This is a genomic window from Methanobrevibacter cuticularis (assembly GCF_001639285.1).
In the GTDB taxonomy this organism is placed as follows: domain Archaea; phylum Methanobacteriota; class Methanobacteria; order Methanobacteriales; family Methanobacteriaceae; genus Methanobaculum; species Methanobaculum cuticulare.
The window spans coordinates 43,616-55,995 of the sequence record NZ_LWMW01000087.1 but is presented as its reverse complement, the minus strand read 5'-3'; the positions used below and the strand labels follow the sequence as shown (position 1 = coordinate 55,995).

Sequence of the window (12,380 nt, the reverse complement as noted above, 5' to 3'; positions counted from 1 at the left end):
GATTAAAATTAATATTATTAAAGATATTATAATTTTGAGAATTTTTGTCCAATATAGCTTAAAAAATGTATATTTTAAAAGTAATGTGTTTATATTGTAAAATTTTATTTATATCCATTTATCAAGACATCTAAAGATCCAGTTGTAGGGTCTATTATTAATCCATGAATAGGGACGGTTTCAGGAATTAAAGGAGAATTTTTAATCTTTTCAACACCATTTAAAACATTTGATTCTTCATCTTCAATAGCCCCAATCCATTCTTTAAGATCAACTTTAGCTATTTCTTCTGGATCGATTCCTTTTTCTATCATTGAGGCTTTTAATTTGTTAACATCTGCATTAGCCATTCCACAGTTTTTATGACCTATTAACATCACTTCTTCTACTCCAAGAGAAAAAATAGCTGCTGCTACAGATCTTATGACGTCGGAGTCTATTACATTGTTTCCTGCATTTTTTATTACCTTTGCATCTCCTCTTTCAATTCCAAGAGCAGGTTCTAAAAATCCAACTAGTCTTGTATCCATACATGTTACAATAGCTAACTTCTTTTGAGGAAGATGGCTTAAATTAACAACTTCAAAGTTTTCTACAAATTCCTTATTATTAAGTAAAATTTCATCTAATATCATTATTACAACCTCATAACTGATTTATATTACTTAATATTTAAAATATTCTGATAGTCAGTTGTTGTAAATGAGTAATAACTTTGATTAATAAAATAATATAATATTGAAAATAGTTAATTATTATTGATTTATAGAACAAAATAGAACAAAAATATTGAAAATAAGTTAATACAATAATCAATATTTAATTTAAAAAGCTTAATTATAGTATCCAACATTTGATTTAAAAAATTAATTAATTACAATACTCAACATTTGATTTAAAAAATTAATTAATTACAATACTCAACATTTAATTTAAAAAATTAATTAATTACAATACTCAACATTTAATTTAAAAAATTAATTAATTACAATACTCAACATTTAATTTAAAAAATTAATTAATTACAATACTCAACATTTAATTTAAAAAATTAATTAATTACAATACTCAACATTTGATTTATAAATAATAAATTTTAAATCATTAAAATCATTTTATTTATAAAAAATAAGGAGTAAAATTAATATTATCAATAAATACTATAATTTTAAGAACTTTTTTCAAGTAATATAGTTAGAAAAAATATTTTATAAAAAAATAAGTTATATTTAAAAAAACTACAAAAATGAGATATAGGTTATTGCTATGAATAAATAAAAAATAAAAAATGAAGAGATTAGAATAAATCTCTTAGATTGATTTTGTAAGCTCCTAAACTTCCACCATAGTTACCAGCACTAATTTCTCTAACGCCACTAATAGTACAGGCAGCTTTAATACCTTCACTCATTGCTTTCCTTATTTGTTCTTCATTTACTCCATCAATAACGATTTCATAAATTCCATGAACATCATCTCGGATTTCAGTTTCTACAACTTCTTCTTTTAAAGTAACACACATTTTTTCATTTGTTGAAGCATTTAAGAAATTATAGTTATTACAGCCTACTTTAGAACCAGAAGCCACAACACCTCCAGGGAATGGAGTTATTGTTCCTGGGACAGCATGAATAGCATCAACTGCTGCTTCTGCAGCTATTAATGCTTCCATTTGAGAATTAGCTAATATGAAAAAGTTTCCTCCAGCTACTCCATCTTTTATACCGAGTTCACTTTCAACTAAGAAATCTCCAGACATTATTGGAATTGAATAAATTGTTCTGTTGTCAATTTCAAGTTCTTTCTCATAGCCATCTCCAAAGAACTTTAATTTAAATCCAATTTTAAGTTTTTCATCCTCATCTTCAAGTGCATTAAATACAGCAGTAGTTGCAGCTGTTAGTATTCCCATCCCAACTCTTTCTAATAATTCATGATCAAGTTGTTTTTTACTGGAATTACAAATCATTATATTATATCCTGGTCTCCCATCAGGAGTTTCTGTTGGAGGAACATAACCATCTATTCCAGCTTCTGCAGGACATCCTATAACAGATGTTGCATAACCAGTAGCTTCAGTAGCTGCAATTTTAGCCAATTTTTTAGTAGCTGCAGTAACCAGTAACCTTGAAACTTTTATTCCAAAAGCTTCTGCATAAGTATCTTTTATATCTACACCATTTATTTGCATATTATCACCAATTCAATTTTTATAAAATATATTAATTATAATTCAATTTTTATAAATTATATATTAATTATAACTAAATTTTTATAAATTATATATATTCATTATAATTCAATTTTATATTAATATAATAAAATAAACTTTTCTATTTAATTTTCAATGTTTGAAAAATTCTATTCAATTTTCATCGATTTTGAAAAAATAGAAACTATCCAATAATATGTCCAATCCAAAAAATAGAAGTAATCCAATTAAACATCCCATCCAAAAAATAGAAATAATCAAAAAATATTTAGTTAATTCAAATAAAATTAAAAAAGAAATAAAAATAAAAAATTAGTTAAAAAATAATTAGAAAACTATAAAGAAAAAATCTAACTATTCTTCTAAATCATCACGACTCCTTTCAAGACCCTTATTATCCACATCATCATTAGTGCTGTCTTTTTCACTATCATCAACACTATCATCATCATAAATTTCAGAGTTTTTATTCGTGTCTGATTTAAAATCATTTGGAAAATCAGGATCATCTTCGATATAATCTAATTCATCAACTACTTCTTCGACTGTTTTTTCTTCACCAATACTGCCTAGAGAAATATTATCTAGCACAGATGCTCCATAATAAGGTAATATAACAAAACCAACTATTGTAGTCAACCAAAAAGATATAAGTCTTTCAACAACTGTGGCAGCTGCACTTATAGATGAAGGTATCCCTGCAGAACTAAATAAAAGGATCATAGTACCATCAACTGCACCAAGACCTCCTGGAAGAATGGGGATCATTCCAATTAAACTAGCTACTATGAAAACTTCCCCAATTAGAAGTGGAGAAACAGTAGCTCCAAAAGCAAGAAATACACAATATACTCTTAAGATTTCAGCACCCCAAAGTAAGAAAGATACAGGCAAAGCATAATAAAGAATGTTTTTATCTGAAAGTACCATTTTCATAGTCTTTTGAAAACCTAAAATAGCTTTTTTGATTCTTTCTTCTAAGTTTTCTGGTCCTTTTTTATAGAAAAATTTAACTATCCTTATTATCCAACCAGTTATCTTTTCTCCGGCTTTTTGATTAATAGACATATAAATCAAGAGAAGGAAAGCTACAGTTACTCCAATTACTGAAATTATTAAAATAGTAACAATTAAATAGCTTAATTTGAAGTAAAGTATTACTGAAATAATTGTAATAATAGCTAAAACTAAAAAAGGAAATGTATCTAGGGCCCTATCAGCTATTACAGAAGCAAAAGTTTCTTCAGATGGTTTTCCACTGTATTTAGATAATAAATAAGCCTTTACAGGTTCTCCTCCTCCACGTCCACTAGGAGTTATATTATTTATTGACATTCCAACTAAAACCATAGGGATTAAAGATTTGATTCCAATGTTGATATCAGCTATTTTATTTATTAACTGCCATCTAAGGGCGAATAAGTAGTAAGTTATGATTTGAATAGCTATAGCTAGTAGTATATACCAAAAATTAGCATATTTCAAGGCATCGAATATTTTCTCAATTCCTACAAAATATAACATTACAGCCATTATAGCTAGACCAATTAATAAAAGTATAAATGACTTATGCTTCATTGCACTCTCCCTTACCAAGTGAATAATAGAAGTAATAAATTATGATTAATGAGTAATTATTTTATATCAATGAACTTGGATTTAATATCTATTAAAGTTATGTATTGTAAAATTATAAAATTCTTGATTTAAATTGATTATGATATAAAGATTTAGTAAATATTAATAAGTAATAATAAAATTATAATCAAATTGAAAAAAGTAAAACTGATAAAAAAAATTATAAAAATTAGTTATATTTATATACTTTAAAAAACAGTGTAATAGTAATGCATAAAAGAGATATATCATAAGTTTTTTTCTGGATTAATTAAATTTTATTAGATTGATAATATTATTTTTTAATAATTATTTCTACAAAATTAAAATTTTGATTGGTTGCTTAAATTAATTTTTATGTTATTATTATTTTTGCATTGCAGTAGGACGAGATTATTTCATTCAATTTTTGATTTGAAATATTTATTGCTAGAAAGCACAGTCCAATACTAGGATGATTTAAATGTTTGAAGATAGTTATAGTAAACAAGAAGAGTACTCCTGCCCAGTGGAAGTTGGGACAGAGTATGACGTTAAAATAGAAGACCAAGGTAAGACTGGAGACGGAATTGCTAGAGTAGAAGGATTTGTTATATTCGTTCCTGGCGCTGAAGTTGGTCAAGAAGTTAAAGTAAAAGTCAATGCAACTCGCCGAAAATTCGCTTTTGGTGAAATAGTAGAATAATTAAATACTACTATAATTGACACGAATTAATATATTGATAGATAGCTATTTTAGCTATTTATTAATCAATATTAATTTCATATATAAAATTCCATATATTATATTGAATATTCTTTTTCATAAAATAAAAAAATCTACTAATATCAAAATACTCATTTTCATAAAATAAAAAAATCAATTACAATAAAATACTCATTTTTATTACTGAAATATATTTAAAAGAAAGTATCTTTTCTATAAAAAATTATAAACAATTTTAAAAAATATAGAAAAATAGCTAATAATATACAATATTATTTTTTCTAAACTATTATTATCAGAATTATAAATAATACATTTTTTAAACAATATTATAATTTGAATAAATATTTATACTTAAAATACAAATGATAATTGATGAGATATGTTAATCAAAAAGACATTTATATTGTAGCTCACTATCTAGGAAAAATCATGCAAGGAGTGGGTATAAGTGTCTTAATACCATTACTTGTAGCTTTAATCTATAAAGAATATTCTAATTTTTTAGGATTTATAATTCCTGCCTTTATATCCATAGGCATAGGGACTGTACTTACTAAAATAAATATTGATAAGGGAAGAATACGATTAAAGCATGGAATGATGATATCTTCCTTAGCTTGGCTTTGGGCTGCATTTGTAGGTAGCTTAATAATGATAATATGTCTCGATGTCTCATTTTTAGATGCTTTTTTTGAAAACATGTCTGCATGGACTAGCAGCGGTTTTACAATGTTTCCAGATGTTGAAGCTTTACCTAAATCAATACTATTTTTAAGAAGTTTAGAACAGTGGATTGGTGGTTTAGGAGTGGTAGTAATGATAATTTCTATATTTATCCACTCAGGAAAAGCTGCTGCGCGTCTTTATAAATCAGAAGCCAGAGAAGAAAGAATAAAACCTAGTGTAGGAAATACCTTAAAAAAAATACTGCAGATATATGTGGTCTATACTATTATTGGAATAGCGTTATTTATAATAGCTGGAATGCCTATTTTTGATTCAATAAACAATACATTTACCACAATAGCCACAGGTGGGATGTCTATAAAAAATGCAAATATGGGATTTTATAATAACAATACTTTTTATTTAATATCAATGTTTTTGATGATTTTAGGTGCTACAAGCTTTTTAACCCATTATAGGGCTTTTAAGACTAAAGGATTAGCTATTTTTCAGGACTTACAGTTTAGAATCATGATTTTTTTAATAATAGTAAGTAGTGTGATAATATATTTGGCCACTACTTCTATGCCAATGAACATAGTTTATCATACTATATCTGCTATAACTACAACTGGAGCGAACATAGATAGTACTAATAATATAACAATAATGGGATCTGTAATGGAAGTTATACTACTATTACTAATGCTCATTGGTGGGTCTGCAGGTTCCACAGTTGGTGCAATAAAATTATCTAGAGTGATAATTTTCCTAAGATCAGTTTCTAAAAACATTACCAATATAATTTCTCCAGAAGGAAGAGTGGTAAATGTAAAAATTGCAGATAAGAAAATAAAGGAACGTGAAATTGCAGAAACAAGTTCTTACATATCTCTTTATTTCCTATTTATTGCTATTGGATGGATAGCCTTAGTATTGTATGGCTACGATGGACTAGATTCATTATTTGAAGTAGTTTCCATGCAAGGTAATGTAGGACTAAGTTCTGGCATTATAGACGAGACATTGCCTATGGGGGCTAAAATAGTAATGATATTTAATATGTGGATAGGTAGGTTAGAAATTATCCCAGTACTTGTTATTTTAAGAAGTATTTTAGAAATATTCAAAGTAAAGACTTCTAGAAAAGCTTATTGATATAAAACGCGAAAGATTATTAGTTTCAATAAATTCAAACTAAAGAATTCTAGAAAAGCTTATAAATACAAAAATTAGAGATAAACTATAAAAATTTTATCAAATCAATACAAAATTCATTAAAACATTATCAAATATATCTATAATTTTATCAAAATCAATGAAAATTCATTAAAACATTATCAAACTAAAGCATTACTATTAAATTCAATATTAATGAATATATAAAGATAAAAATTATATTTAGGCGTAATAAGTATATTTATAATGATTTGATGACATAATAATAAGACATTATCTAAAAATAATTAACTATTAAAATTATTAATAGATTGAAATTAATAAAAATTTTAAATTTAAGACACTGGGTGAATAAATGTATGTTGTAATAATGGGAGCAGGGCGTGTAGGTCTCAATCTTGCTGAACTTCTAATAGATGATGGTTATGATATAACTATAATTGAAAATTGCGAAGGATTATGTGGAAATGCATCTGTTGAATTAGATGCTTTGATTATCTGTGGAAACGGTACAGATACAAGAACTCTAGAAGAGGCTAATATTCAAGATGCTGATTTTTTTGTAGCAGCCACTGGTAATGATGAAGCAAACCTACTCTCTTGTATTTTAGTTAAAGATTATGGAATACCTAAAATAATAGCTCGTGTAAGTAATCCTGACCATGAAGAAGCTTTTAAAAAGGTAGGTATCGACAATGTAATAAGTCCAGAGCGAACTGCTGCAGGATTTCTTGAAAAGTTAATTACACGGCCAAATGTGGCTGATCTAACGGCGTTTGGAAAAGGAGACGCTGAAATTCTTGATATGGTCATTACCAACGAAAAAATTAATGGGAAAAAAGTTTCAGAAGTGTCTCCAACTAAAGACTACATTATAATAGCTATTTATCATGGAAACAAACTAAAAATACCTGCCCATGATACTGTTTTAAATAAAGGAAATAAGATTTCAATATTAGTAAAAAGAGGAGCCTTTAAAAAAGCAACTAAACAATTTATAGCATAAATGATAATTATTGATTAAAGTCAACGATTATACTTTCAATAATTATTATTGGTTAAAGTCAATGATTATACTTCCAATAGAATAATAAAAAAAATTAAAATTAATTATATCTTTAATTTAACTGAAAACAACATTTAAATTAAATACTAAAAAACATTTGGTTAGCTAATTCTATATGTTTCTTTCCATTATCTACCCAAGGACCATGTCCTGGGAGTAAATAATTTACATCTAATTTTTTAAGCATTTCCAGAGAATTTGCCATGGATTGAGAGTCTCCACCGATATCCAATCGACCAAATCCCCCATTTGCAAAAACGGTGTCTCCTGAAATCAAAGTTTTTCCATCCCATAAACATATTCCTCCAGATGTATGTCCAGGAGTGTGTAAAACTTCAAAATTAGCTATTTCATCCCCTTCTTTTAATTTTTTATCTACATCATGTCTTTTAATAGATTTCTCAAAGAGAAAAGATGCAGTCAAAGGATTGTTTGCATTTTCAAGTGGTGCGGCATCATTTTCATGAATAGCTATTTTTGCATTTTCAAATAGATAGTTTCCTCCTACATGATCATAATGACAGTGAGTATTAACTATCAAATCGATATCGTCAGGTTTCATTTCTAATTCTTTAATTTGTTTATACAAATAATCATTATTTAAGCCAGTCCCAGTATCTACTAAAATATTATCGATTAAATAACAATTAGAATCAGCACCAAAACCTTGAATGCAAATTATATCATTTATTTTTTCCATTTGATCCCTCTTTATTTATAATCTAAAAAAACTAGAAATTAAAAAACATTAAAATATTATTTAGTTAATTAAAAATAATATAAATCATTTAATAAAGTATTATAAATTTATATAAATATACAATAAAAAATATAGTTAAGATAATTTTACTATAGTTTCAAAACATTAAAGTAAAAACTACAATATTTATAATATTTTAATTAAAAAATGAAGTCACAGGGATTTGAACCCCGATCTAGAATTTCTCATGTCTCAACACCCAAATAGATACTTAGATTGAGTATTTTTTAATTTAAAGACAGGAGAAGCCTAGATGATTCTTTCATTTTTTAGTTTTTTTTGCTTGTGCTATATTATTTAGTTTTTTAGCTAATAAGTTTTTAGATTTTCAATAATTCATCGAGATATCTTAAGTAGCTGATACATTTTAATAGCTATGTTGATGGATTTTTTATTTTTAAATAGTTTCATAAAAAACTATTAAAAAGTCATTAAGTAAAATTTAAAGAGTTTATAGAGAGCATTAGAAGATGTTTCCCAATTATGGTTATCTGTTGCTAAACTTTGGTAATTAATAAATATCTCTTTTTTGGGAGTGTCTCATAAGTCACTTTTTTAGAAATTTTCATGAAATTATTTTCCATAAAAATCATTTAAATATTAAATAGTTGATAAAATATGTATTAATAGCTATAATAAATTAATTATTTTATTTAATTCAATTTTTAAAGAATTTATATTATTTTAAATTTAAATTATAGATTTTTTAAATATTATTTTTAATAAATAAAATAATATAGGTAGTTATATAATATTTAAAGATTTTAAATGAGGAATACTTTTATTAAATTTTTTAAAAATCTTACTTATGAAACACTCTCTTTTTTAGATTTTTTTGTATATGAAGTTTTTTTATTTACTTATTTATGATATATATATATATATATATATATATAGATTATTTTTTCAATAAAGTTTATATGATGTATAGAATATAACTATTATCAGAACAAAATTTTCCTCATTCAATACACTTTTTATAAATTATGGTGTGAATATTAGATTTTATGCTCCTAAATAAAAATATTTATATATCATAAGGAACAATATTAAAATAGAATTTCAAAAAATCCTACAAAAAATAGGAACAAAAAATATGATAAACTTAAAAAAAGAAGAAATCAATTTATTCTTACATAAAGTCAAGGAAGACCCAAAACACTTTAACAAATATCTTTTTTACAAACTTCAGTATTTCTATGGTAGAAGAAGTCAAGAAATAGTTATGTTAAAAATAACTGATATAAATTTTGATAAAAAAGAAATAACATTTGATTTAGCTAAGAAAAAACAAGAGACTAAACTAACTTTAATATTGCTTGATGATATAGGTGATGAAATAAAACAACAAATTGGAAATAATACTAAAACACCAAATGATTATATTTTTGTTGATAATGAGACTAAACTTGATGGCTTTAAGCGAAATATGCGAACATATTTAGAAAGAAACAGTAATAAAATAATAAAACAACTAACAAACAAAAATATTACTCTAAACACACATGATTTCAGAAGGTTACGAGGTCAACACTTATATCTCGTAGGAAATGACTTAGAAATTATCAAAAGCCTTTATGCACACAATTCTTTAGATCAAACAATAGATACTTACAAATTAAAGAAATAGAAGTAAATAAAATGCTAATGAAAGATTTAAACTAAGAAAGAAAGACAGAAACAAAGAAAAAGCAGATAAAATGCTCCAGCTCCAGTTAATATTATTTACTTGGTATGATTTATAAATTTATATAATATTGATTCTGTAGTTAAAAAATATCATGAAAATATTGGATAAAGCATTTATATAAAAACAGATAAAATTAATTAAAAAGCTGTAATTTCTTAATAAACTAAGAAATAAAGACGGGAAGAAACTAATAAGGCAAGGTAGTTCGCGAAGATGAATGGTGTATAGAACAGGATGTGGGCTATTCTTGAAATTCTAATAAACCAGTTCTATTTTTTAATATTTCAATAATTTCTTCTTTTGTTAAATCACTTTTCAAAAATTGTTCAAACATACTAAGTAAAACAGTTGTTTCGATTAATAAACTACCATCACTCTCAGCTAAATTAATTTGGCGAGAGTTAATTCTTTCTCTTTCATCTGGAAGAATATCTAAGTATCTGTTTACAATCATTAAAGGTTTAATTTTATTATCTAATTCTTCAATATATGTTTCTAAATCTTTTAAATCTATTCCTTCATTTATTCTAGCTTCTTCAATTTCATTAAGATATTCTTCTTTGTGTGTTCTTAGTTGTGAAACATTTCTTGTCTTCAAATTTTTTGTCAATCCTTTTATTTCACCTATAAATATTAAATCTTCCAATTCAATTAAAAAATCAGATAAATTTTCATCTTCAAAGTCAGATAAGTTAGTATCTAATATTTCATCTAATATTTCACGAACAACGGTTTCCAATTCTGTGCTTTGAGTGTATAGAATAGATTTATATTTATTATTTTCTTTAAGTTTCTCATAAGCAACTATTTTTTCTGATTTAAGTTTCAAAACTTCCTCATCAATTTCCTCAATTTTTTCGTTTTGTTTATCATCATCGAACATTTCAATGGTTGTGAACCAATCAGGGATTTTTTGACTTTTTTTAATACATCCAATACCCTCTAAAAATATCCGTAATTCTTCATAGCTGTTAATGAGTATAGTAGTTAGAATAATGTTGTTTGCTTTTAATGTTGTTTGTTTTTTCGAGTTTGAAAATGTTATTGTTTCTAATTCAGAACCTGCAAAATAAAAATTAGAAATAAAGTTATGGTCATTAATTTTGGTGATTTGATTTGTGTATTTTATCTCTTCTTTTGGGATTCCAAAAGATTCTTGTAGTATTTCTACAATATTATCTAAATTATTTTTCAAATCAATGTGACTATCATATTTTTTTGCATTTGTAGGACCATATGAATCAAATTTAAATTCAGATTCTCGTGGGTACATAATAATTGTTTCTTTATTTGATTCTTCAATCATTTCTTTTAAATGAATTAAGTCTTTCTGACAATTAATATTGTGCGCATTGTCTTCATTATTTTCCCATATTTTAGTGTTAGTCATATCAATGAAGTTAAATTCAAATTCATTGAAATCTAATGGTGTTTTAAAAGTACTAGCAAATACAGATTCTCCAAATTTATCAGTTAGTGATTTTTTATCAAATCCTATGATTTGGATATTTTTCTTTTTCATATACATACTTCCAGAATATTTTGTTAATTATTTTTAGTTTATTATTAATTATTAGCTTTTTCTGTTGAACTCCTATTTAACTATTTGAAAAGGTATAAATACAATATATACATATAATATATTGCTATTAATTATAAACAAAATTATTTGGTGGTTGTTATTAAGTATACTGTTAGTGATATGGAATTTATTCTTGAAAAATTAAAAAATAATGAACATATTATTTAACAGATTCGGAACATTTTCTTGATAACACAAAGAGAAAATATTGTGAATATGATACAGTTTATAACTTGATTAAAAACGATTTACCAGTTTATATGAAACTTTCCAAGAATAATAAATTTCTTGTATTCTATAATCATCCTGAATCTGATAAATATCATGTCAAAGTTGTGATATTTATTAAAAATCTTGATGAGATTAGATTAGTAACTACTTTTCCAACTGAAAGAATGAGGGGAAAATTCCATGATTAAAGAACCAATATTAGTAGATTATAAATATGATTCTACTGTTGATGCATTATCTATTAAAGTTAAAAATTATGAACATGAAAGAAGTGTTGAATTAACTGATGATGTTATTATGGACTTTAACAAGGATAATGAGTTTATTGCATTAGAAATACTTAATGCATCATATGTACTTGATGTTAATGAATCCAGCCTTGAAAATATTCGTGATATTAGCTTATCTGTTAAAGTAACTGATTATGTAATATTTGTTAATGCTATTTTCACTCTTCCAGTTAGTAATCATGAAGAAATCAAACTGACTAATGCAAGCATTGCCAATGACATTAACTTGCCTAAATGGGATGCCAATTTAGTAACAGCATAAAAATTCTTTTTTAATGGGGTTTTAATTAGAGTCCATTAAAACATATGTTTTTTGACTCTCATTAAAAATATATTTTATACTTAATATTTTAAGACACATAATCTAAAAATTAGTAC

The 12,380-nt window shown here is 25.3% G+C and carries 10 protein-coding genes and 1 pseudogene; 6 read left to right on the top strand and 5 right to left on the bottom strand.

Annotation, left to right across the window (positions count from 1 at the left end):
* Window positions 1-104 precede the first annotated feature (104 nt).
* From MBCUT_RS03155 to MBCUT_RS03145, 3 genes and pseudogenes are all read right to left on the bottom strand, one after another.
* Complete coding sequence (locus tag MBCUT_RS03155; protein WP_067258784.1) at window positions 105-638, bottom strand: beta-class carbonic anhydrase; 534 nt, start codon at window positions 636-638, stop codon at window positions 105-107.
* 659 nt (window positions 639-1,297) lie between these two features.
* Window positions 1,298-2,191 carry a formylmethanofuran--tetrahydromethanopterin N-formyltransferase gene (fhcD, locus tag MBCUT_RS03150; RefSeq protein ID WP_067258781.1) on the bottom strand — a complete coding sequence of 298 codons (894 nt, stop codon included), beginning with the start codon at window positions 2,189-2,191 and terminating at the stop codon, window positions 1,298-1,300.
* 549 nt (window positions 2,192-2,740) lie between these two features.
* Window positions 2,741-3,790, bottom strand: a pseudogene (locus tag MBCUT_RS03145) (UPF0104 family protein); the annotation flags it as partial.
* Window positions 3,791-4,292: 502 nt separating this feature from the next.
* On the opposite strand from MBCUT_RS03145, the gene MBCUT_RS03140 reads away from it, so the two are divergent.
* From MBCUT_RS03140 to MBCUT_RS03130, 3 genes are all read left to right on the top strand, one after another.
* Window positions 4,293-4,514, top strand: a complete 222-nt coding sequence (locus MBCUT_RS03140; protein WP_067258777.1) for a TRAM domain-containing protein — start codon at window positions 4,293-4,295, stop codon at window positions 4,512-4,514.
* Between the two features lie 393 nt (window positions 4,515-4,907).
* Window positions 4,908-6,362 carry a TrkH family potassium uptake protein gene (locus MBCUT_RS03135; RefSeq protein WP_157082451.1) on the top strand — a complete coding sequence of 485 codons (1,455 nt, stop codon included), beginning with the start codon at window positions 4,908-4,910 and terminating at the stop codon, window positions 6,360-6,362.
* A 376-nt stretch (window positions 6,363-6,738) separates the two neighbouring features.
* A complete protein-coding gene (locus MBCUT_RS03130; RefSeq protein WP_067258773.1) occupies window positions 6,739-7,389 on the top strand; it encodes a potassium channel family protein in 651 nt (216 codons plus the stop codon).
* 139 nt (window positions 7,390-7,528) lie between these two features.
* On the opposite strand, the gene MBCUT_RS03125 is transcribed toward MBCUT_RS03130, so the two are convergent.
* Window positions 7,529-8,149 carry an MBL fold metallo-hydrolase gene (locus MBCUT_RS03125; RefSeq protein WP_067258767.1) on the bottom strand — a complete coding sequence of 207 codons (621 nt, stop codon included), beginning with the start codon at window positions 8,147-8,149 and terminating at the stop codon, window positions 7,529-7,531.
* Window positions 8,150-9,305: 1,156 nt separating this feature from the next.
* On the opposite strand from MBCUT_RS03125, the gene MBCUT_RS03120 reads away from it, so the two are divergent.
* Window positions 9,306-9,839 (top strand): site-specific integrase, encoded by a 534-nt coding sequence (locus tag MBCUT_RS03120; protein ID WP_067258765.1) that lies wholly within the window; start codon window positions 9,306-9,308, stop codon window positions 9,837-9,839.
* A gap of 301 nt (window positions 9,840-10,140) precedes the next feature.
* On the opposite strand, the gene MBCUT_RS03115 is transcribed toward MBCUT_RS03120, so the two are convergent.
* The gene (locus MBCUT_RS03115; protein ID WP_067258763.1) at window positions 10,141-11,421 is read right to left on the bottom strand and encodes a hypothetical protein; all 1,281 of its coding nucleotides are present in this window, start codon (window positions 11,419-11,421) and stop codon (window positions 10,141-10,143) included.
* A gap of 293 nt (window positions 11,422-11,714) precedes the next feature.
* Here MBCUT_RS03115 and MBCUT_RS03110 point away from each other — a divergent pair, with 293 nt between their 5' ends.
* Window positions 11,715-11,900, top strand: coding sequence for a hypothetical protein (locus MBCUT_RS03110; RefSeq protein WP_067258761.1), 186 nt, complete (start codon window positions 11,715-11,717; stop codon window positions 11,898-11,900).
* Window positions 11,893-12,264 (top strand): DUF2283 domain-containing protein, encoded by a 372-nt coding sequence (locus tag MBCUT_RS03105; RefSeq protein ID WP_067258760.1) that lies wholly within the window; start codon window positions 11,893-11,895, stop codon window positions 12,262-12,264. Before MBCUT_RS03110 ends, MBCUT_RS03105 begins: the two co-directional genes overlap by 8 nt.
* Window positions 12,265-12,380: the final 116 nt, after the last annotated feature.

Coding starts and splice junctions, on each gene's coding strand:
- fhcD (WP_067258781.1), bottom strand. CDS start 2,191: ATGCAAATAAATGGTGTAGATATAAAAGATACTTATGCAGAAGCTTTT.
- MBCUT_RS03140 (WP_067258777.1), top strand. CDS start 4,293: ATGTTTGAAGATAGTTATAGTAAACAAGAAGAGTACTCCTGCCCAGTG.
- MBCUT_RS03130 (WP_067258773.1), top strand. CDS start 6,739: ATGTATGTTGTAATAATGGGAGCAGGGCGTGTAGGTCTCAATCTTGCT.
- MBCUT_RS03125 (WP_067258767.1), bottom strand. CDS start 8,149: ATGGAAAAAATAAATGATATAATTTGCATTCAAGGTTTTGGTGCTGAT.
- MBCUT_RS03120 (WP_067258765.1), top strand. CDS start 9,306: ATGATAAACTTAAAAAAAGAAGAAATCAATTTATTCTTACATAAAGTC.
- MBCUT_RS03115 (WP_067258763.1), bottom strand. CDS start 11,421: ATGAAAAAGAAAAATATCCAAATCATAGGATTTGATAAAAAATCACTA.
- MBCUT_RS03105 (WP_067258760.1), top strand. CDS start 11,893: ATGATTAAAGAACCAATATTAGTAGATTATAAATATGATTCTACTGTT.